At 69.3% G+C, this 22,053-nt stretch carries 14 protein-coding genes and 4 pseudogenes; 10 read left to right on the top strand and 8 right to left on the bottom strand.

All coding sequences use genetic code 11. The annotated features are described in order from the left end of the window. The first annotated feature begins 515 nt into the window (after positions 1–515). Positions 516–908: a ricin-type beta-trefoil lectin domain protein gene (locus ACZ7P3_RS40755; RefSeq protein ID WP_472089689.1), complete on the top strand. Its 393-nt coding sequence runs from the start codon at positions 516–518 to the stop codon at positions 906–908. Positions 909–923: 15 nt separating this feature from the next. Here the strand turns inward: ACZ7P3_RS40755 and ACZ7P3_RS40750 are convergent. The 3 genes and pseudogenes from ACZ7P3_RS40750 to ACZ7P3_RS40740 form a co-directional block, all read right to left on the bottom strand. Next, positions 924–1,836: pseudogene (locus tag ACZ7P3_RS40750) on the bottom strand (IS5 family transposase). A gap of 52 nt (positions 1,837–1,888) precedes the next feature. Beyond that, positions 1,889–2,673 (bottom strand): IS5 family transposase gene (locus tag ACZ7P3_RS40745; RefSeq protein WP_472089700.1). Its coding sequence is split into 2 segments (ribosomal slippage): positions 1,889–2,350 and positions 2,353–2,673, totalling 783 coding nucleotides; the frame shifts between segments, so codons are not numbered across the junction. Positions 2,674–3,757: 1,084 nt separating this feature from the next. Further along, complete coding sequence (locus ACZ7P3_RS40740) at positions 3,758–4,081, bottom strand: hypothetical protein (RefSeq protein ID WP_472089687.1); 324 nt, start codon at positions 4,079–4,081, stop codon at positions 3,758–3,760. Between the two features lie 927 nt (positions 4,082–5,008). Between ACZ7P3_RS40740 and ACZ7P3_RS40735 the strand changes: the two are divergent. Beyond that, positions 5,009–6,194, top strand: a pseudogene (locus ACZ7P3_RS40735) (IS110 family RNA-guided transposase); the annotation flags it as partial. A gap of 10 nt (positions 6,195–6,204) precedes the next feature. Here the strand turns inward: ACZ7P3_RS40735 and ACZ7P3_RS40730 are convergent. Next, on the bottom strand, positions 6,205–6,690 hold the full coding sequence (locus tag ACZ7P3_RS40730; RefSeq protein ID WP_472089685.1) for a hypothetical protein: 486 nt from the start codon (positions 6,688–6,690) through the stop codon (positions 6,205–6,207). A 586-nt stretch (positions 6,691–7,276) separates the two neighbouring features. Between ACZ7P3_RS40730 and ACZ7P3_RS40725 the strand changes: the two genes are divergently transcribed. The 4 genes and pseudogenes from ACZ7P3_RS40725 to ACZ7P3_RS40710 all read left to right on the top strand — a co-directional run bounded on the left by ACZ7P3_RS40725 (position 7,277) and on the right by ACZ7P3_RS40710 (position 13,736). Next, complete coding sequence (locus ACZ7P3_RS40725) at positions 7,277–8,308, top strand: RICIN domain-containing protein (protein ID WP_472089683.1); 1,032 nt, start codon at positions 7,277–7,279, stop codon at positions 8,306–8,308. A 340-nt stretch (positions 8,309–8,648) separates the two neighbouring features. After that, positions 8,649–8,916, top strand: a pseudogene (locus tag ACZ7P3_RS40720) (hypothetical protein); the annotation flags it as partial. A gap of 175 nt (positions 8,917–9,091) precedes the next feature. Next, positions 9,092–9,388: a CU044_2847 family protein gene (locus tag ACZ7P3_RS40715; protein WP_472089682.1), complete on the top strand. Its 297-nt coding sequence runs from the start codon at positions 9,092–9,094 to the stop codon at positions 9,386–9,388. Positions 9,389–9,401: 13 nt separating this feature from the next. Next, positions 9,402–13,736 (top strand): nSTAND1 domain-containing NTPase, encoded by a 4,335-nt coding sequence (locus ACZ7P3_RS40710; protein WP_472089680.1) that lies wholly within the window; start codon positions 9,402–9,404, stop codon positions 13,734–13,736. A gap of 161 nt (positions 13,737–13,897) precedes the next feature. Here ACZ7P3_RS40710 and ACZ7P3_RS40705 read toward each other — a convergent pair. Next, a pseudogene (locus ACZ7P3_RS40705) lies at positions 13,898–14,011 on the bottom strand (site-specific integrase); the annotation flags it as partial. Between the two features lie 309 nt (positions 14,012–14,320). Then, entirely contained in the window at positions 14,321–14,803 is a 483-nt protein-coding gene (locus ACZ7P3_RS40700; protein ID WP_472089678.1) for a hypothetical protein, read from the bottom strand. Between the two features lie 591 nt (positions 14,804–15,394). Here ACZ7P3_RS40700 and ACZ7P3_RS40695 point away from each other — a divergent pair. Then, positions 15,395–16,573, top strand: coding sequence for a winged helix-turn-helix domain-containing protein (locus tag ACZ7P3_RS40695; RefSeq protein WP_472089676.1), 1,179 nt, complete (start codon positions 15,395–15,397; stop codon positions 16,571–16,573). Between the two features lie 86 nt (positions 16,574–16,659). On the opposite strand, the gene ACZ7P3_RS40690 is transcribed toward ACZ7P3_RS40695, so the two are convergent. Both ACZ7P3_RS40690 and thpD read right to left on the bottom strand, forming a co-directional pair. Continuing rightward, complete coding sequence (locus ACZ7P3_RS40690; RefSeq protein WP_472089675.1) at positions 16,660–17,973, bottom strand: MFS transporter; 1,314 nt, start codon at positions 17,971–17,973, stop codon at positions 16,660–16,662. 430 nt (positions 17,974–18,403) lie between these two features. Beyond that, positions 18,404–19,306: an ectoine hydroxylase gene (thpD, locus tag ACZ7P3_RS40685; protein ID WP_472089673.1), complete on the bottom strand. Its 903-nt coding sequence runs from the start codon at positions 19,304–19,306 to the stop codon at positions 18,404–18,406. Positions 19,307–19,636: 330 nt separating this feature from the next. On the opposite strand from thpD, the gene ACZ7P3_RS40680 reads away from it, so the two are divergent. The 3 genes from ACZ7P3_RS40680 to ACZ7P3_RS40670 all read left to right on the top strand — a co-directional run bounded on the left by ACZ7P3_RS40680 (position 19,637) and on the right by ACZ7P3_RS40670 (position 21,892). Next, positions 19,637–20,212, top strand: a complete 576-nt coding sequence (locus tag ACZ7P3_RS40680) for a CGNR zinc finger domain-containing protein (RefSeq protein ID WP_472089671.1) — start codon at positions 19,637–19,639, stop codon at positions 20,210–20,212. A gap of 341 nt (positions 20,213–20,553) precedes the next feature. Further along, positions 20,554–21,537 carry a helix-turn-helix transcriptional regulator gene (locus ACZ7P3_RS40675; RefSeq protein ID WP_472089669.1) on the top strand — a complete coding sequence of 328 codons (984 nt, stop codon included), beginning with the start codon at positions 20,554–20,556 and terminating at the stop codon, positions 21,535–21,537. Positions 21,538–21,604: 67 nt separating this feature from the next. After that, entirely contained in the window at positions 21,605–21,892 is a 288-nt protein-coding gene (locus ACZ7P3_RS40670) for a hypothetical protein (protein ID WP_099918038.1), read from the top strand. Positions 21,893–22,053: the final 161 nt, after the last annotated feature.

Genomic DNA, 22,053 nt, shown 5'->3' with positions numbered 1-22,053 from the left:
GCGAACTACTGAGCCGAAACTGCTCAGTTTCCTACTGGGTCTGGAGCGCTGCTGCCGAAGAAGGAACAAGGGACGCGGGTTTCGGCCCTGGGGACGGCTGCCCGTGGAGACCGGCAGGTTGCTCAGGCGGTCCCGCCCTTATATCCTCACCGTTCTCCCGTACGACGAGGACGGACGGCGGCTCGCAAAGCCACCCCAGCCCGGTGCAGTGTGCCACTTGAACTGTGGGCAGCTCAAGAATCCACCGATGGAAAGCGCATACGAACGACTTTCGCTCATTTCGAGGGGGAACTTCTTCGTGGTGGCGCAGATTGTTGCCAGCATGATCCGGACACCACTCCAGCCCTCAAGGACGGGTACGAGAGTGCCACGTCTTTCGGAGGGATGGCACCACCACACGAAGGGGTCTACTGATGTATCGAGCCCTCGGAGCGGTCCTCACCACAGCTGCGTTGACCGCAACCGCCCAAGCCGGGATAGCCGCATCACCGGCTGCTGCCAGTTCTGTCCAGAACATGATCAAGAACGCGGCCACTGGCAAGTGTCTGCAAGGCACTGACAACGGCACCAAAGAGGCTCACGCAGTGAAGATGGTGCCCTGCACACGCAGCAATCAGGCCATCTGGTGGGGGCTCGCCGCCGGTCAGATCATGATGGTGCGCACCGGCGGAAGTGCCAGCCAGGTCTGTCTGAGCATCCCAATTTCGCCCAAGGGAGACTTCGCCCATGAGGTGGTGACGGCGCGCTGCGGAGATCGAGACTACAACCAGTTCTTCAGCACAATCCGTGGCACGAGCATAATCGGCTCCCCCGAACCCTGCCTCGTCGGTCACTACTCCTCCGGTGACACTTGGGCTTCCTGCTACGTCAGGAGCGGGAACTACACCAAGTGGACGTGGCTCTCCTAAGCCGTGTCTCTCCGATCATGACCGGAGCCAGATGAGGAGTGCTGCGGCGGTGGCGGTGCCGAGGTAAACGTATCCGCGCTTGTCGTAGCGGGTCGCGACGGCTCTGAACTGCTTGAGCTTGTTCACCGCTCGCTCGACGGTGTTGCGATGGCGGTAGCGCACGACGTCGAAGCCCGGGGGGGCCGCCCGCCGCGCGATCCCTTGCGGCGGCGGGCGGCCTTGCTGTCTCGTTTCTCCGGGATCACGTGGCGGATCCCGCGCCGTCTCAGGTAGGCGCGGATGACGCCGTTGCTGTAGGCACGGTCCGCGCTGACACTGTCAGGCGTGCGTCGTGGCCGGCCCACCCCGGTGCGGGGTACCCGGATCTGGTCCATCACCACTTCGAACTGGGTGTAGTCGGCCCGCTGCCCCGCGGTGACGACGAGTGCCAGTGGGCGGCACTTGCCGTCCGCAGCCAGGTGAAGTTTGCTGGTCAGCCCGCCGCGGGACCGGCCGAGCGCTTCGCCTTCTGAATCGCCTCCTGGAGGAACTCGCCCAAGCCCTGGTGAACCCGTCCGTGCACGGCCCCCTTTGCCGTGCTCGCCGCATCCTTACGGGCCCCGGCGGCGTGCTGATGGGCACGGATTGACGTGGAGTCGACGTTGATGTCCCAGTCGATGTCACCGGCCGCGTCGGCAACGGCCTGGACGTGCCGCAACAGCTTCTCCCAGGTGCCATCGGCCGACCACATCAAATGCCGCTTGTGCACGGTCTTCCACGGACCGAACCGTGCCGGCAGCTCACGCCACTGACAGCTGGTACTGAGCCGGTGAATGATCCCGTTGATCACTTGCCGGTGATCCCGCCACCGCCCGCACCGCCTGTTGCTCGTCGGCAACAGCGGCTCCAGCACTGCCCACTCGTCGTCACTCAAGTCCCCCCTGCTCAACACGACCTGGACAACGATCACATGATCGGAGAGACACGGCTTAGAGGTCATCTCATTTGGTGAGTCTGCGGTAGCAGATGAGGGTGCAGGCGATGCTGGTGAAGGCCAGGAAGTGTTCGGCTTTGCGTTCGTAGCGGCGGTGGAGGCGGCGGCATCCGGCGAGCCAGGCCATGGTGCGTTCGATGGTCCAACGGTGCCGTCCCAGTCGCTTGGAGGACTCGATGCCTTTGCGGGCGATGCGGTGCCGGATGCCGCGCTGACGTAACCATCGGCACAGGTGGTCGTAGTCGTAGCCCTTGTCACCGTGAAGTTTGGCCAGCCGCCGTCGGCGCGGACCGCGCCGGGAACGGATGGGCGGGATGCCTCGCACAAGCGGTTCGAGGGCCTGGCTGTCATGCAGACTGGCGCCGGAGATGCCGACAGAGATGGGCAGTCCAGTCCGCTCGGTGATCAAGTGGATCTTCGAGCCGTACTTGCCCCGATCCACCGGATTCAGACCTGTCAGGTCCCCCTTTTCAGGGCCCGCATGTTCACCGAGTCGATCGCACAGCGCGACCAGTCCAGTTCACCCCGGGAGCCGAGTTCATCGAGGACCAGGCGATGGAGCTTCGCCCACACCCGGGCTTTCGACCACTCGGTGAAACGCCGATGAGCCGTGGGTCCCGACGGTCCGAACGAGGCGGCCGGCAGCTGCTGCCACGTGCAGCCCGACGTGGCCACGAACACGATCGCAGCCAGCACCTCCCTGTCACCGTGCCGGCGCCGGCCGCCTCCCTGAGGCCGACTCGGCGCCTCCGGCACCACTCGCTGGAACATCTCCCACAACTCATCCGGCATCAACCGCTCAACGATCCCCACACCTGGAGCCTATCGAACACTCCAAATGAGATGACCTCTTAGGCGTCGGGCGTAGGTTCCTGGGTAGTGGTCCCAGGGGGTGGTTCGGGTGTCTGCGCGCGTGTCTGAGTTATCGGGGGCGGAACTCGCCGGCTGCCACCGGGGAAGTCACTCTGGTCGGCCGGCTGCCACAGCCCCCTTGACCACGGCTTCCACCAGATCGCTGACAGAACCGTTTTCAAATAGCGCCATCATGGCCGGCTGGACTGTCGGACACGGCCCTCAACGTTCCCTCGACCACACAGACCAGCAGGCCCCGCCACCACATTCCGGCAGTACCGAACCCCGCACCCACTGCGCGCAGCAGGTCGAACAGTGCAAGCGCACAGCAGCCGGACCCCGACCCGCCTGCGGGCCCGGCCCAGCACACCGGCCGCCGAAACCGCTGCCACCAGTCCTTCCAGGCCAGCCGTCAGCCGTCAGCCGTCAGCTGCTGCCATGCCTGCTTCCAGCCGATTCCGGGAAACAGAGCCCCGGCCAGCAACCGACCACCTCACAACAAGATCGTTGCGTCGGACGGTAGTTGGCAGTCTTCGCAGACACCGTCTGCGAAGTGCCTTGAGGGGCTTGTTCCCGATGGCCCGCGCAAGCGCACAGCTCCGCCACTTCCACCACATCCCCAGCGGTCACCGGCACCCCGCCCGGCTCCGCGTACCTGAACGGGCAGCGCCCGCCGGGATCGCCCACACGCCGCGCAAGGGTGCGGCCCGGCAGGACGATCCCGCCCCGACAACAGGCTGCCCAGGGACGGCCGCCCGGCGCCACCTGCAGGACCGGACTGAGACCGGAATCTGCCCCCCCACCATCCCGTTCACCGCACGCCACCACACCCACCACACCCGCCACAGGCCAGTGCCAGGAATGCCGGAGGATCGGGGGGCGGAGCGGGAGGCACCCGCCACACCCGCCACACCCGCCACAGGCTGACGTCCCCTCACAGCGACACCGTTCACTGCAGGCCGCCGACAACACTCCACAGCCGGCCCCGCCCCGCGTTCAAAACCCGTCACAGCCGTGCCGTTCACTACGCGCCGTTGCTGGCGCTCGCGGCCGATGCAGCATTGTTGTTGTTGATGATGATGATGTTGTTGCTGGCCTGACCGCTCCCCTGGCTGCCCCCCTGATGCCCGTAGCGGCAGTGACCGCCGCAACGGCCGTAATCACCGTGATCGCCGTAATCACCGTAGTGGCCGGAGCCGTGGCCGTGGCCGCCTCCCGCGGGCGCCATCGCGACGGTACCCGTGTGCGCCGGGGCGGCGAACGCGCTCGTAGGCAGCAGCACACCACCTGCAGCCAGAGCCGTCGTCGCAGTGAACATTGCCAGACGCCGAGTACGAATGCGAGCCATAATAATTCTCCTTCAACGAAAAACGAATGAATGGAAATGCCCAGCAGCCCCACCGATCAGAAAAGGACTGCATACACGGGAAATACTTCCCGTACACATAGCCACCGGAATAATTTCCCTGACCCCGGGGCCCCTGCGGATGGCCACCCGTTCCGCGTGACCTCATACATCCATTAAGCCCGCAACACATCCCCACGTCACGCTCCGGAAACTCGGGGCTTGACACACGACACCAACCCCCCCACGAACCACCCAGCCGAACACCACAACACCCACGACAAACAACCACACCCAAACCCCACCCACGACCACACCCTCACGAGACGCACGACCACACCCTCACAGGGCGGACAGACACACCCTCACGCGGCGGACGGACACACCGTCACGGAAGGACAGCCCGGCCGTATCCCGCCGCCGTCCCACCACCAGGCCCAACGGAAAGCCGCCACCGCCTGCCACCCCCACCCGACACCCCCGGCCACCCCACCCACACCCGCCGGCACAGCACCGACAACGCACACAACACCACACCCACCCACCCACCCACGGGCACAGAACCCGCCCCGTCCACGCCCCCCCACCACCACACCCCACCCGCCCCAGCCCAAAGACCCGGCCCCGGAAAAAGACAACCGCCGCAACACGGACCCCGAGGAACCACAAAACAGCCGCCGACACCCCCGTCACCCTTTTCGTGACTGCACAACGGGGCCTGCAGCCTTCGGGTCCGATCCGGCCTGACTTCCCCCTCCTGCAGTCGATGAACCAGGGGACAGGTGCCACCAGAGCCCGAAGCATCGACAAACCGCTGACGAGGCGCTTGAGCACCGGCTCCACCCGAACCGGAGCAACCCTGGAAAACCCGGATGCGGCAGCCCGGCACCCCGGCAAGACCGGACGAAAGCGTGACGGAGGGACCTGCACATGATCGACACCGGCGACACCGACGTCTTCCTCGGCCCGGACATCAGCAAAAACGACCACCACGCCACCGCCGTCACCCCAGCCAGGAAGAAAACCTTCGGCAAACGCCTGCCCAACACCGCACCCAAGCCCCACGAACCACTCGCGAAACTCCAGGCCAAACACGGCACGGTGCTGGCCGTGGCCGACCAGCCGGCCTCGATCGGGGCCCTGCCGCTGGCAGTGGCGAGGGACATGGGCTGCCCGGTCGCTTACCTGCCCGGGCTGACGATGCGGCGGAACGCCGACCTCTCGCCCGGCGAAGCCAAGGCCGACGCGAGGGACGCGTTCATCATCGCCGACGCCGCTCGCGCGATGCCCCACACTCTGCGTGCGATCGACGGCGAGGACGAGACGATCGCCGAGCCGAGATGATCGTGGGCTTCGACGACGACCTGGCCGGCGAGGCCACCAGGGTAGCCAACCGGCTGCACGTCCTGCTGACCCAGATCCACCCCTCGCTGGAACGTGTGCGCGGGCCGCGGCTGCAGCACCCGGCCGTCCTGGCCCTGTTGGAACGCTTCGGTTCACCCGCCCAGATCCGCAAGGCGGGCAGGCGCCGGCCGGTCACGCTGTTACGGCCGAAGGCCCCCAGAACGGCCGAGCGACTGGTCGACGAGATCTTCGCTGCCCCCGACGAACAGACCGTCACCGTTCCCGGCACCGCGGCCGCCTCGCTGACCGTCCCGAGCCTCGCCGCGTCGCCGACAGCCGTGCTCGACCAGCCGAAACTGCTGACCGGGCGAATCGAGGAACTGCCGGCGGCACACCCTCTCGACAAAGTCCTGACATCGATGCCGGGAACCAGCGTCAGGACCAAAACACGCATCCTGATCGAGGTCGGCGACGGCAGCACCTTCCCGACCGCCGGCCACTGGCCGCCCACGCGGGTCTCGCCCCGGCGACCCGGGGTTCGGGCTCATCAATCCGCGGCGAACAGCCTTCCCGGAGAGGGAAATAGCAGCTCAAGCGGGCCTTGTTCCTATCGGCGTTCGCGACGCTCGGTGATCCGGCCTCCCCGGCCTGCTACGACAAGAAGATCGCCCAGGGCAAGCACCACACCCAGGCCCTGCTCTGCCTCGCCAGACGCCGAGCCGACGTCCTCTACGCCATGCTCCGCGACGGCACCTTCCACGAACCGCGGCCGTCAGCCCCAATCACCCGACCTGCAGGTCTGCAAGGAGAACGACTCGATCAGCCTCGACGTCGAAGCCGAGCACCGGGCGGCCGTACTCGCCCTCCGGGTCCATCAGTACCGGCTTGCCCAACCGCCGCCCGACCTCCCGAAGGAAGCCGCAGAGCACATCAAGCCGGTCCTGGCCCTGCAACTCCCGCAGGTCGACGTCGAAGTCGACTTCGTCGTCGGCATGGAAACTGAAGATCGCCAACACATCGGCCGTCGGCCAGACCCGCAGGTCCGGGCACTCGGCATCCGCCGGGCGGGACAGCACAGACTCCGCCCGGGGCACCGCAAGCACCGTCTCTCCCTCGGAGTACTGGCACTCCCAGCCCCTCTCCGCGACAAGGTCGAGGACCGCCTGCCAGTCCTCCACCGAAGCATTCGGGACACGCACGTCCGGCATCGACCCCATCAAGTCCAGGTCGAAGAAACACTTCACGTCATCCCACAGCAGATCGCTCACCCCGCCATGCTGCCCGGGTCGCCGACCCAACGCACCCTCGTTTCCCCTGGCCAAGGACACAGGGACACCCCCCTTCAGGCCGATCATCAGTGCGCGGTGAGCCGATTCACCAGGTCGGACGGGTCCGTGTCCGCTCCGCACAGCACCACGCAGACCGCGAAACATTCCCAGTGACTTCCTCGGCGTGGCGCAGGACCGCCAGACGTCGCTGGACCTGACGATCCTGCTGCTGGTGCGGTGACGGGGGGGCATGGCTGGCTCCGTCGTAGTCGGAGATCCATGTGTCACCAATGTCCGGCAGTTTTAGACCCCCGCTCCTCTTCCTGGAGGGCGGGGGCGCCGCCGTTTCACCGCCGTACCCTCCCCGTCGCGCGGGCGCGGAAATGTGCCCTCGCGTGCTCCTGCGCGCCCGGTCGCACCGGCTACCGAGCCGTGCGGGGGGCGCACATGATGGCGGCGGCATCGAGCCGTAGCGGAGGGCGGGAAACACGGCCCGAGGCCGGTCGCCGCAGCACGTGAACTGATTCAGCTGGTTGAACCGACGCGGTCACCGCCGGCCGCACCGCACCCGAGCCGAGGGGGAACCGTGATCAGCCGTATCCGCCGTTCCGGCGTACCCGCACCGCCCCGTGCCGTTCGCTCCGGCAGCCGGCCACCACGGCAGCGCATCCGGCGCGGGTCCGCGGCCGTGGTGGCCCTGGTCCTCGCCCTGGTGGCGCTGGTGTCCGCGCCCACTGCGAGCGGGGCCGACCAGCCGCTCTGGGCCGACGCCGGCTATCTGGCGAACCCGACCACCGGTCTGGTCGCGGACGTGGAGGGCATGTCGACGAACGCCGGTGCCGGGGTGCAGCTGTGGTCCTTCCACGGCGGGCAGAACCAGCGCTGGCAGTTCAGCCCGCGTTCGTCCAACCCCTACACCTGGGAGATCAAGGCATCCCACAGCCGGATGTGCATGGACGTCGAAGGCGGGAGCCGCGCTGACGGTGCCCGCGTCCGGCAGGCCCCGTGCAACGGCGGCTGGAGCCAGGCCTGGGAGCCGTTCGTCGTGAGCCGCGACGGCTGGGGCCAGCCGCAGTACCACCTGGTCAACGACAACAGCCACCTGTGTCTCCAGGCCGCCGCCACCACTCCGGCGCAGGGCGCCGTGCTGTACCAGGCACCGTGCAGCGGCAACCGCGGCCAGGAATGGTCCTTGACCCACCCGGTGAGCAATCCCGCGAGCGGGAGGGTCATGGACGTGTGGGGCGTGTCCACCTCGCCCGGGGCGCCGGTGTGGCTGTGGGACTACCTGGCCGGCCGGAACCAGGACTGGTACACCAGCCCGCTGCCCGACGGCTTCGCCTCCCAACTCGTGGTCGTGCACTCCCGCCAGTGCCTGGACCTCGAGGGCGGCTCGACCGCCGACGGCACCGCTCTCGTCCAGCAGCCGTGCAACAGCGCCCGGTCCACGCAGCGCTGGGTGCTGGAGTGGGTCGCCTGGGACTCCTATCGCTATGCCCTCTACCGGATCCGCAACACGACCGCCAACCGCTGTATGACCGCGCTCGGCACCACCGCTGGCAGCCGCCTGATCATCCAGAACTGCAACGGCTCCGCCGGCCAGCAGTGGCGCAGGTGACGTGGGGACGGGGAGTTGAGCGTCCGGGCCCGGGTGGACGCATGAGCAAGAAGGAGGCGCTGACCCGGGCGGCGGGCGAGCTGCTGTGGGAGCGGGGGTACACGGGCACCAGCCCGGCCGTGATCCTGGATCGAGCGGGGGCCGGGCAGGGGAGCATGTACACCACGGCGCCGAGCCGGAACTGGACCCCTACCGCACTGAGCGGTAGCGCGTGGCCCGGGATGGCCATCGTTGCGTCGTCCCGGGCCACGCCTGCTAGGCGAAGTGCTGGTGGACTGCGACATCAGGTAGTTCTGCACCGCCTCCACGACGTGGTCCGGGTGCCCCACACGCTGCCCGCGCTGCAGGTACCGGTCGGCGACCGACGAACCGGCGGGTCATCCGCATCGAGCTAACCGACGACGGGCGCGGGGCACTGCCCGAGCTGCACGGCGGTCGGCGGTCGGCGGTCGGCGGTCGGCGGTCGGCGGTCGGCGGTCGGCGGTCGGCGGTCGGCGGTCGGCGGTCGGCGGCAAGAGATCCTGGCCCAGCTGACGGACGAACAGCGGTTGGTACTGGGCGAGTTGCTGGACACACTGATCGACGGGGTCGCCGAGCAGGGCTGTTGAGCGCCGACGAGGCCGGGCCGCAGAACCCGCGGCCTCGCATTGCGGCGACTTCGCCTCCCGGAGCGTGTCCGATCGGCTACGTTGAGCCGACGAGCATGCGTGTGGGGGAGGACATGTGCTGACACCGGCGGTTGCGCGGGTCCCGTTGGCGGACGGGGGCTCGATTCTGGTGCAGGTGGACCCGGACGAAGTGCCGGCCGACTCTCGGGGGCCGGTCAAGGCGGGCCGGGCCACGGACACCGTGCGGGAACTGCCGCAGCATCTGCAGGCGGCCATGGGACCGGTGACCGACATGGCCCGGGCCGTCCTGGAACAACTGCGGCAGGCCGGACCGGACGGAGTTACCGTGGAGTTCGGCGTGAACCTCGCCGCGCAGGCCGGGGCCGTCATCGCCAAGAGCGAGGCGGGCTGCCATCTGAAGGTGGCGATGACCTGGAACGCCGCCGCGAGTACGGGCGAAGGCGCGGGCTGAGGACGGCGCCGCCATGCTGACGGCACGGAGCGAAGGGCCGGCGTCGTCGCAGCCGCCCAGCCTCGAGGCCGCCGTCGCGCAGGTCCTCGCGTCCGACGGCACTGTGGCCGGCGCGGGGTTCCTGGCCGGCGATGGTCTGCTGCTCACCTGCGCGCACGTCCTGCACGCTGTCGGTCACGGCCCCGGCGACGACGTCCAGGTGTGCTTTCCGCAGGCCAAGAACGCGCCGCGTGCGCTCGGGACGGTCCTCGCCGAGCCCTGGCGGGACCCGGAGGGCGAGGACATCGCCGTCGTCCGGCTGCACGAGGTGCCCGTCGGCCTTCCGGTGCCGGCGATCGGATCGGCCCAGGGCTTCGAGGGGCAGCGGGTGCGGTCGTTCGGCTTTCCGGCCCAGGCGCACACCGGCGGCCACCACGGAACGGGCGTCGTCCTGGGGTATCTCAACGCCGACGGCCGCGTGCTCCTCCAACTGGACGGCGCGAACTCACTGGCGCAGGGCTCCAGCGGCGGACCGGTCCTCGACGTGGAATCAGGTCTCGTCCTCGGCATGGTCACCGAGATCACCGCCCCCGACCATCACCACCGCGGCCTGAACGTGGCGTACGCGACTCCGGGTGAGGCGCTGCGCGCCGCCTGCCCCGCGCTCGCTTCCCAGGAGACCTGTCCCTATCTGGACCTCGAACCCTTCGGCAAGGAGCACAGCAAGTGGTTCCACGGCCGGGACGCCGCCTCGAAGGAGGTGCTGCAGAAGCTGAAGCGGCACCGTGGCGTCCTGCTGCAAGGTCCCTCCGGTTCCGGCAAGTCGTCCCTGGTGCAGGCCGGCGTCCTCCCCGAGCTGCCGCACGACTGGCTCACCTGCACCGCGCGCACCGGCCGGGACTGGGCCGCCGACCTGGAACGCGAGGGGCTGCCGGGGATCCGTGAGACCGGGCTGCTCGACACCGTACGCCGGCGGCTGGCCGGCGAGGCGGACGGCCGCCGACTGCTGCTGGTCTTCGACCAGTTCGAGGAACTGCTCACGGCCGCCGGGTCGGCCGCCGAGCCGCCCGTCCACGCCGCCGACGCCCTGCGGCAGCTGACCGAGGTCATCCGCTCGTACGAGCCGGTGGTCGTGCTGCTGGTCATGCGCGTCGACTTCTACCACCGGCTGCACGTGCTCGCGCCCGACCTGCTGGAAGCCGTCAAGCACGGGCAGATCGACCTCTTCCCCACGCTCAGGGCCGAGGAACTGCGCGCCATCGTGACCCGGCCCGCGCACAGCGTAGGACTCCGTTTCGAGAAGGGCCTGCCGGAAGCCATCGTCACCGAGGCCCTGGCCGCCCGTCCCCGTTCGGCCCCGGACGGCAGGGCCGATGTCGCTCTGCTGCCGCTGCTGGAGAAGACCCTGACGTTGCTGTGGGAGCACCGCAGCGACAACCGGCTCACCTGGAAGGCGTACAACGACAGCATCGGCGGGTTCAGCGGAAGCCTGAAGGGCTGGTACGAGCGGGCCTTCCGGGAACTCGGCCCCGGTCGCCGGCCCGTGGCCGAACGTATCCTCAGCGCACTGGTCCGTCACGACGAGACGGAGCAGACGCTCGAGACCCGTCAGACGCGCTCGGTGGAGGAACTGCGCGATCTGATCGCCGACTCGTCCTTCGACGACGTCCTGGCCGTCCTGGCCCGTCACCGGCTCGTCATCACGCACACACCGTCGGGCGGCAGGTACCAGGGCCGCCCCATGGTCGATCTGGTCCATGAGTACCTCATCAGCACCTGGGACGAGTTGAGGAAGTGGGTGGCGCGGGACGCCCCGTTCGACGCCTGGCTGCGCCAGGTGGAGTCGCAGCGGCGCGAGTGGGAGGCGAAGCCGGACGCCGGCGGTCTCCTGCAACGCGCCGATCTCGACGCCGCGCTCGGCTGGGCCGCCCGCACCCGTACCCTCCCGCCCCGCATCAGCGCGTTCCTCCGGCGCAGTGACGAGCACCACAAGGCGCGCGAGCGGCGCCGGCTGCGGATCCGCCGCGCCGTCATCACGGTGCTGTCCCTGCTGACGGCCGGCCTGCTGGCCGTCTCCACCGTCGCCCTCGACTACGCCGAGGGCGAGCGGCAGGCGAAGGAGGAGAAGGCGCAGGGCCAGCTGGTCGCCACCGCCGAGGGGCTCGCCGCGCAGGCCGAGCGGCTGCGCGAGAGCGATCCGCGACTCGCCCTGCAACTGGGCATGGCCGCCGACCGGCTGCGCGGCACCGCCAAGGTCCGGACGAGCCTGGTCAACACGCTGAACACCACCAGGCTCGCGGCGACCTTCTCGGGTGTCGGCATCGGATTCACGGACGACCGGGGCGAGCGGCTCCTCGTCCAGACCGACAAGTCCGGCGAGGACGGCGTGCTCTCCACCACCTACGCCGTCGGCGGGACCCGGCCCGGACGGGCGCTGCGACGCCTCGACATCGGCGCCATGGCCGACCTCAGTCCGGACGGGAAGCGGCTGGCCACGTTCGACGCGGACCTGCGGGTGCGGGTGCGCTCCGTGGGCGCTCCCGGCGCCGACGAGGCCACCGTGTCGCCGGTGCTCGGCGCGGCGGCGAGCGACGCGGAGTTCGGCGTGGACGGCAGACGTCTAGTGATCGGCCACCGGGACGGCACGGTGTCCCTCTGGGACGTCTCCCGGCCTGCCCGCCCGACGGTCACAGGGGCGCCGTTCCGGGTACTGCCGAAGCCATCCGCCGACGATGCCACCCCGTGGTCGGCCTCGCCGTCGCTCTCCCCCGACGGCCGTCTCATCGCGGTGGCCGGCGAACGATCGGTCGCCCTGTGGAGCGTCGCCGCGCCACGGCGCGAGGTGGCGCGCCTGCGCCTGCCGCCGCTCACGACCGAGACGTTCACCGACCCGTACCAGATCTCCCAGATCTCCTTCAGCCGGGACGGGAGGACGATCGCCGCCGCCGCGACCGGCGGTGTCATGCGCTGGGATCTGGCCGATCCCGAGCATCCCGTGCTGCTCGAAACCCTGACCGACGCCCGCGCGGCGGCGGTCTTCGCACCGGACAGCCGGACCCTGGCGACGGCGGGCGACGACGGCAGCGCCGTGCTCTGGGACCTCACGGACCGCTCCCGGGCCCGTCGCGTCGACGCCTTCCCCTCGCCCCACGAGAGCGAGGCCGTCGCGATCCGCTTCTCGCCGGACGGGCGGCGCGTCATGGTGCGGCACGGCGGTTCCGCCGGGGGGTATGCGACGGTGTGGAACCTCCGCCCGCCGAGCCGACCACAGGCCCTGGGCGGCGAACTGCCGTCCCACTCCCCCGCCCTGGCCCTGCGGGCGGACGGCCGCGTCCTGGTCACCGCGCGCCAGGACGGCCGGATCGACTGCTGGGACATCACCTCGCCGGATCACGCGGTCCGGATGTCCACCGTGCGCACGCGCGTCCCGGGCGGCGTCACGGCTCTGGCGTTCCGCCCCGACGGCCTGGAACTGGCGGTGGGCGGCGCCGGCACGGCCCAGCTGTGGGACGTCAGCGACGCGAGGCACCCGGTACGGCGTGGCGCGACCCCGAGGACCACGCTCGACCGGGTCACCGCGCTGAGTTACACGCCCGACGGCCGGACGCTGTACATCTCGGACAGCGCCTACGTGGTGCGCTGGCGGACGGGCTCGCGCACGATCCCCCTCACCATGGGCACGGTCTACCCCCAATTCGTCACGCGGGTGGCGTTCAGCAGGCAGACCGGCACGATGGCGCGGATCGCGCCCAACCAGCCGCTGTCCCGGGTGGTCCGGGAGCGCGGCGACCCGGTCGGGGCGAGCGTGCAACTGTGGCCGGTAGGCGACTCCGGCCCCACGCCCGGCAGCGGGGCCCGGGAACTGCCCGGTCCGGGCAACGTGGGTTCGGCGGTGGAATTCAATCCGTCGGGACGGATCCTGGCCGTCGGTAGCCCGTCCGGCACGCTGACGCTGTGGCGGATCGGGGGTGCCTACGAGGGGCACCGCCGGCTGGGGCTTCCGGTCAAGGGTCACCGTACGGCGATCTCCGCCATCGCGTTCTCACCGGACGGGACAACGGCGGCCACCGGGGCGACCGACGGCACGATCGTGATCTGGGCGCCCGACGAGGACGGCCCGCAGAACCTCAGCGGCGCGGCAGCGGAGAGCCACTCGGGCCCGGTTCTCACGATGGCGTTCTCCCCCAACACCCGCACACTGGTCACCGACGGCGCGGACGGCGTGGTGCGGTTGTGGAACGTGGGGGCCATCGCGGACGCGCGCGCCGAGCCGACGGAACTGGCGTGCGCCCTCGCCGGCGGCGGGCTCGATGAGGTGGAGTGGGAGTCCTTCGTACCGTCGCTGCCGTACCGGGACACGTGTGCGTGAGCCGGGGCACCTCAGCGAGGGGGCCGCGGCCTGCGCCGGGATGGCACGGTGACCGCGGCGGTCCAGCGTGCCGGCGCCTGTGGTCAACCGGCCTCGGTGGCCTTGGCGGGCTGGGGTGCGGCAAGGGTCTGGGCCGATACGACGACGGGTTCCCGCAGGCGAAGCAAGGCGCGGGCCTGCCCGTACGACAGCCGGGCCAGCCCGGTGTCCGGGCACACATCGCGGGGGCTGACGACCTTGCCCGGACCCGGGCGGCGATGGGTGACGAACACCGGCGCCGGTTCCTTTCAGACGGATGTCGACCTGGGACGCGTCGATGCTGGTTGATACCGAGGGGCTCGGCAGTGCGCAGCGCGATCAGTGTCTTGCCCGTCCCGCACGCGGAGACCATGTGGCCGCGTGCGCCCGGCTTTCTCAGCCCGCGTACCCCGCAGTCGACCGCACGCTGCTGATCAGGGCGCAGCGTCCGGCGGATGGAGGCAGAGGAATCGGCTGGGGGCGTGTAGTTGTCCGGGGCGATAGCACTGGGTTCGGTGGCCATCAGGTGGCTCCTTGGACTGAAGGGCGCCGGGGCGGAGGAGAGGTCACTGGTACAGGAAGTCTGTCCACCACACCTGAAGCCCGTCGACCAGGGCGACAGCAGTGTCGGCTGCTTGACGGCGCTGCCCGGCGTCGCACGCGTGGTACACAGCATCGAAGGCCGGCGCTGAGTTGTGGTACTGGGCGGTGAGCCGGCAGAAGACGGCCGGAGGGCAGAAGACGGTCTTCGCCGCCGCGTCTACGTCCACGAGCTCCTCGGGTAGCCCGCCGTACACCTCGGAGGTGATCCAGCAGGCCCAGTCCACCAGTTTGCGCGTCGCCCTTACATCGTCGGCGACGCGGTCGAGCAGTGCCGGTCGGCACGCGAGGTCGGCGCATTCGTCGACCGTCGTGTAGAACAGCTGGTCCAGCAGGGCGTCGCCGGCTGGGGTCGAGATGCCTGGCAGGTACGACTCGGACGGTGCGACGAACGTCCGCTGCCGCTGTTGGGCTGTCTCAGCTCGGTGCACATGGTCGGCTCTGGTCATGCTTCTTTCACGGCCTCCTCCAGCAGGTTCGTTGTCTGGTGTCTTTGGTCCATCGTCGCGTGCTCTGTGTGCACGGCGGCCGTAGAGCGGCGAACACGCCGCACAGCGGGAGATCTTCTCGTAGGCCCGTCGCGCCCTCGCCGCACTTCCCCACCACTCGCTCCCGGGACGAGCCAGATCCACAGGCGCGGGCAACGGGCGTGGCAGTCATGGGCGAGGACGGCCTCGACGAGCTCGGCCAGGAGCCGAGGATGGTGCCGACAAGGTGTGGCCAGTGACGACTTGGCAGGACTGGCAGCACTTCGCGCCCCTCCCGCACGCCCGCGATCGAGACGCTCGCCACGGATGTGCGCACTCTGATGATCGGGGCGGCATCAGCAGACCACCACCGTCGCACCTGATTGCAGGATTCCTGACCTTTTCGTTCCTGTCGCATCAGCGCGCCCACTTGAATACGTTCTCCCGCCCTTACAACCCGGCATGTTCGTCAGCCAAACAACGTCGTGAACAGGGACGTTGAAACTCCCGCACCTCAACTGGCCACTCGGGTCCCGTAGATCACGTACAGAGCCGGACCTCTAGGCTGCAGTCATGCCAGAACTGACCCTCTCCGCCGACGAGGCGCGCCGGATCTTCCTGCGCGCTCAGGGACTGCTCGGATCTCCGTATGGCAGGCGCGGCAAACCCCAGGCCGTGCTGCAGCAGTTGGGCGCCGTGCAGCTCGACACCATCTCCGTGCTGGCCCGCTCGCACGAGCTGGTGCCTTACGCCCGGCTCGGCGCGGTCGGCCGCGGTGCTGTGGAGGCGGCGTACTGGCAGGGCACTCGCGCGTTCGAGTACTGGTCGCACGCCGCCTGTGTGCTCCCTATGAGCACCTGGCCGTTGTACGCCTTCCGGCGCCGGGCGTTCGTCAAGCGCGGTCACCGTTGGCACAAGATGGCCGACAGCGAACGCTCCTGCACCGAGGTTCTTGCCCGGCTGCGCGGCGAGGGACCGATGACGGCCACCGAGCTGGGCGGCGCGAAGAACGGTGGTCCCTGGTACGACTGGTCGGAATCGAAGATCGCCATCGAGTGGCTGCTGGATACCGGTGTGGCTGTCTGCACTGAACGCCGGGGCTGGAAGCGGGTGTACGACCTGGCCGAGCGCGTGGTACCCGCCGAGCTGCTGGTGCAGGACCTGGACGACGCGACCTGTCTGAGCGAGCTCACCGCGCGGGCGGGGACGGCTCTGGGGGTGGCCACGGTGAAGGATCTCGCGGACTACCAGCGGCTGACGGTGAAACAGATCCGCTCGGCGCTGCCCGACAGCGGGCTGGTCGAGGTGGAGGTCGCCGGCTGGGGCAAGGACGGTCGTACGGCTGCCGCCTGGACCGACCCTGCCGTCCTGGCAGAACAGCCGCACGGCCGCCATCGCACCACACTGCTCTCGCCGTTCGACTCGCTGGTGTGGGACCGGGCGCGCACCGAGCGGGTCTTCGGCTTCGCCCATCGCCTTGAGGCGTATGTTCCCAAGAGGAAGCGGGTACACGGCTATTTCGCGATGCCGCTGCTGTCGGGCGGGCGTCTGGTGGGCAGGGTGGATCCGGCGCGCGAGGGGCAGACCCTGGTGGCGCGTCAGATCTCGCTGGCCGACGCCAAACACGTACCGGCTGCGGCGAAAGCGCTGTGGGAGGCCGCCGAGTGGGTCGGCTGTACGGACGTACGCGCCGAGCGGGTGCTGCCCGAAACGCTCGCCGCGCCGCTCGCCGCCGCGCTCGCCTCGGCCTGATTGGACACGGTGCGGGTCCGGATCGCGGAACGCGGGTGGCCACCGGCGGACCGGTAGCCACCCGCGTGACCCGCGAGGCGCTCGGGCTACGCCTTGAAGACGCCCCGGTTGCAGCGCAGCGCCGCCACGACGACGGCGATGATGACCGCCGTGATGACGGCCGTCCCCACGACCGAGCCGGTGGCGGCAAAGATGCCACCGAAGCCGGCCACGCCCAGCGCCGCACCCACCGCGAGGGCCGTCTCCTGGAGGGCCGCGGCGCGCGCGACGTCCTTCGGCGGGACGCTGCCCAGCAGGTAGGCGTCGCCGGAGGCCATGGAGACGCCGACACCGAGGCCGATCAGGAAACTGGCGGGCCACAGGCCGACGAAGACGGCCACGATGAGGCCGACGGCGCAGGTGGCCAGGCTGACCTGGAGCATGCGCACCGCGGTGAAGCGAGCCTGGAGCTTGTGGAACGCGAACCCGCCGAGGGAGACCCACAGGGCCAGGACCGAAACCGGCAGGATCGACAGGAGCGAGTCGGCCTCCGCGCTGAACAGGAAGACCGATCCCGTGTAGCTGGCGGAACTCACGACGAGCGCGAGGGAAGGCGCGCCGAGCCGGGAGAAGCTGAGCATCCGTACGTCGATAAGCGGGTCGCGCGAGCGGAGCTGCCGCGTGCAGAAGACCGCCAGGACCAGGCAGCCCGCGACCGTCGCAAGGAGGCGCCCGAACGCGGCGCCATGGCTCTGCAGTCCGGCCACGAAGAGTCCGAAGCCCACGAAGGCGAGGGCGGAGGAGGCGACGTCGACTCTGGTCGACGAGGCCTGTCCCAGGGTGATGCCGCGCAGCAGCGCGGTGGCGAGCACCCCGCACACCAGGGCGACGGCGGCGGGCAGCCAGAAGAGCATCGTGTAGGCGTCCATGCCGACGAACGCCCGGCCGATCAGGGGTCCTGTACCGGCTCCGATGGCGTACGTGGTGATCCACAGGGAGTAGGCGAGGGTGCGCTCCGACGTCTCGGGCAGTCCGCCGATGACCGAGGCGACGCTGGAGACGATCAGTGCGTAGCCGAAGCCTTGGATGAACCGGCTCCCCGTCCACGTCGTCGCCGAGTCCAGCAGTGCGGGACTCGCCCCCGCGAGGGCGAAGACGAAGAGGCCGGTCGCCAGCGTCACGCCGGGACCCAGGCGTGCGCCCAGACGCGAGCCGAGGACGACGCTGGAGGCGAGGGCGATCGTGTACCCGTCGATGAACCACAGGCGCCATGAGTCGGTCAGGACCGGCAGGTCGTAGGCGATGGAGTTGAACAGTGTGGAGTCCACACCGCCCAGGAACATGGGGACCAGCAGCAGCGGGAAGAGGACCTTCTTCGACACGGCGGTGGACCGCGCTGGGGCAAGGACAGTTCCGGTCATGGCAGACCTCGTCTCAGTTGGCTTTCTTCGGCGAGCGCAGCAGGAGGAGGACCCTTGCGACGACGCCCGGCAGGACTGCTAAATCCGCCGTCGGTCTTCTCTCTCCGAGTCCGGTGGGACGTGCGTGCGCCGCGCGGTGGGCCGCAGGGCACTCAGGGCCGGTTCTCGAGGGCGCCATGAAGTCTCCGAGTCGATGATGAACCACCTGAGACGGTTCTACCAGTCCGCGGTTCTTAAGGCAACCGGCCAAGCCGGTTCCACGCTCCTGCCTGGGGCGCCGCGCGAGTAACGCGTCGGAGGCCGACCCCGCGACGGACCAGCGGCCGGAACTACGCAAGCCGGGCCCCGGCCCGTGCGACGCCCGGAGAGGGGGCGCGGACACGGCCGAGGCCAGCACGGCCTCACCTGTGCGGCGACGGGCGCGGGTGCCCTACATGCCCCGCGAGGAGGGGAATTCGCGGTTGCTGAGGTACTGCGGACGCGGCGCGTCCGCAGCGTAGGGTGCCCCCAGCGTGTTCTCCACGCTGTTGTAGACGATGAAGATGTTCGAGCGCGCGAACGGCGAGAGGTTCCCGTTGGAGCCGTGCAGCAGGTTGGAGTCGAACATCACCGCGGAGCCGGCGGGACCCGTGATCTGCTCGATCCCGTGCTCCTCCGCCATGCGCGTCAGGTGCTCGCGGTCCGGGGAGCCGACGCTGGGGGCGGCCACGCGGAGCGACTCCTTGTGGTAGTCCTGCGGGGTGGCCCCGACCGTGGGGACGAACGTCTTGTGGGTGCAGGGCATGACCATGAGCGGGCCGTTGAACGGGTGGTTCTCGGTGAGGGAGATCGAGACGCTGAACGCGCGCGGCCGGGGCATGCCGTCCTCGGAGTGCCAGGTCTCGAAGTCGGAGTGCCAGTGGAACGGGGCGCCGCCGAACCCCGGCTTGTAGTTGACCCGGCTCTGGTGGATGTAGACCTCGGAGTCGAGTACCTGGCGGGCGATGTTCATGAGCCGGGGCGACCGGAGCAGCTCGGCGAAGATCTCGCTGACCTTCTCGACCTCGAAGACGGAACGGACCTCGTCGGACTCCGGTTCCAGGATGACGCGCTCGCTCGCGCGCAGCGCCGGGTCCTCACCGAGGCGCCGGAGTTCGGAGAGGTAGAGGTCCACCTCCTGCGCGGAGAGCAGGTTGTCGAGGACCAGGTAGCCGTTGGACTCGTACTGCTTGAGCTGCTCGGCGTCGAGCGGGCCCGGAGCCTCTCCCCACACCGACGGGTCCGTCCGTGGCTTGGGAACGGCCTCACCGAGGACTCGGGTCGGATACAGGTCTGGGCGCTGAGCGACAGTCATGTGCTGTTCTCCTTTTCAGGGGAGCGGCGGCTTTTTCTGCCCGTACAGGAGCGCAATTCATCGGCTCGTGGGGCGAGGTGCCGGAATTCCAAGGCCTTTTTCTCGCGGCTCATTGGTCCGTCCTCCGGCCCTTTCGATACTGCAAGCTCGCAGAGAGTGAAGAAAGGGTCTTCGAGTGTCCTGAATCGTCCTTGGCCTCATCAGGACCGCGAAGCGCACCCTCCGTCCACGGAGACGCGGACGCGAGGTGCCGTGCCCTCCAGCAGCGCGGAACCACCTGGAGCAGTTCGCTTGCTTGTCCTCGACATGGCAACCGGCTAAGGTGGTTCCATGTTCGTCAAGCGATTCCCCGAGTTCCGTCTTGGCAAGGTGCTGGCGACCAGCTTCACGGCGACCCTCACAGAACGCTGCGGTGAACCCGTCGAACGCATTCCCGTCCCCGAGCGGCTGGTCGACTGGTTGGCGGTCAACGGGCTCAAGGTCGATTCGTGCAGCGATTCCCAGCTGGAGCATGCTCGGCAACTGCGTGAAGCGATCCACGAAGCCGCCACCGCCGTCGCGACGCAGGTCCCCCCTCCCGCCGCAGCCATCCAGGTCATCAATGACTGCAGTACGGGCGGCCAGGCCTCGGCGGTCCTTTCGCCCCGGGGCGAACAGGAGTGGTACCTGGGTTCCGCCTCCGTCGAGGACGCCCTCAGCGTGATCGCCGCCGACGCGGTCGACATCGTCTCGGGCGCGCGCGAGGGGAGGATGGCGTTGTGCGCGTCCCCGACGTGTCGGGCCGCTTTCTTCGACACCAGTCGGGGCGCCACGCGCAGATGGTGCGAGATGAACACCTGCGGGAACCGCGAGAAGAAGGCGCGTTTCCTCGCCAACAAGCGCCAGGACCCGAGCCGCGCCGGCTGAAGTCGACCGGGCGCCGTTCTACGCCGACGCCCCGCTGCCTCCTGGCCGTCCCTCCCCGTCAGGGAGGTGCCCGACCCAGTCGCATGGTGGCCGGAGCGCCTCGTGTTCGACCGTCGCAAGCGAGTAGCCGCGCCGTCGTCGCTCATCGCGACCGCGTCCAACGCCAGGACTTGCCTCGTGCGTTGGAAGCGGCCCGCGCCGCAGTGTGCTGCTCGCGAGTTCGGAATGCTGCCGCTCGACAACCGTCGGGCGCTGTAGACGACGAGGGCAGGGCGTCGTTGCCACCAGGCTCCCGCACCCCCTCGTCCCGCCACCGCACGCAGGTGCAGAGAGGGAAGTACATGCTGGACGTTCTGAAAATCGACGCCACCGCGGAAGTGGTCTACCGCGAGATGCTGGCGCATCCGCAGGAGGGCGTGGCCGAGCTGGTGCGCCGGCTCGAACTGACCGAGCAGGAGGTACGGGCAGCACTTGACACCCTCGGCGAGATGGCCCTGGTGCGGCACTCCCTCGAAGACCCCCAGAGCTTCCACGTCGTGGAACCTCACCTCGCCGCGGAGATCCTGCTCGCCAAGGAACGGGCCGAGCTCGCGGCCCAGCAGCAGCGCGTGCAGGAGGTCCAGGCCGCCGCCTTACAGCTCAAGTCGGAGTTCACCCAGGAGAGTCCCAAGGACGAGGTGCACCGCCTGACCGGGGTCGACTCTGTACGCGACTACCTGGCGGCGCTTCACGACGAGGTCCAGGACGAGCTGGTGACGTTCGCCCCGGGCGGAGCGCAGACGGAGGCCAACCTGCGCAGCTCGCGCCCGATCGCGGACGCCCTGCTCGCGCGAGGGGTGCGGATGCGCACCGTGTACCTGGACAGCGTTCGCAACGATCCCCTCACGGTCGCGCACGCGGACTGGCTCGCCGAACGGGGCGGCCGCATACACACCGCACCTTCGCTGCCGAACCGCCTGATCATCTGCGACAAGAAGATCGCCATCGTCGCCGTCGACTCAGACGACACCTCGGCCGGGGCGGTGGTCCTCCGGACGGCTGGAGTAGTGTCGTCCCTGTACGCCCTTTTCGAGAATATTTGGCAGGCCGCTCAACCCATGGGAGAGAGCGCTCAGTCGAGTGACGAACAGGACCTCAGTCCGCAACAACTGGAAGCCCTGAGGCTGTTGTCCCTCGGGCACACCGACGACTACGTTGCGGCGCGGCTGGGCGTGTCAGGCCGCACGGCACGCCGGATCGCCACGAAGCTCATGGGCCACCTCGGCGCGCGAAGCCGGTTCCAGGCCGGCCTGCACGCGGCTGCTAGGGGCCTCATCCGGCTGTAGCGGCCCGTACGTCGCCGATCGACAAGCAGTCGAAAGGAAATGACCATTCGGACAGGACACCCCACTCATGTACCTCGTACAGCTCACTCTCGCACCCTCGGGCGATGCCCACCCACCCGCCGAGATCAAGCAGGCGCTCCACGACGCGGCGCCGGACGTCGTCGAACACGTCAGCGTTCACACGCAGACGCGGCCCCACCTTGTCGTCAGCCTCTTCCTCCGCGCCGCCTCCCTGGACGAGGCCGAGGCGGCGGCGAAGCGGATCTGGCAGCACGCGACCACCAGCTGCAGCCCTCTGGCCGCCTGGTCCCTGCGGCGGGCCGAAGTGCCCCTCCACCCCTACGACGTGGAGTGAGCCCTGCTCCTCTCGACGCCCGTGCCACGCGCCGCCGCTGCCCGCGCCCGGGCGGTGCGTGGGACCTGCATGCACATTTTTGCGTGTCCCAAACGGTCCGGCCCGGAGAATGTCGCGATCGCCGTGGCCCTTTGACCGGATGACTAATCCGACCGCAGTCC

This window comes from Streptomyces sp. NPDC107581 (assembly GCF_055657175.1).
Note: the sequence above shows the minus strand (reverse complement) of the source record. Positions and strands in the feature narration are given on the sequence as shown.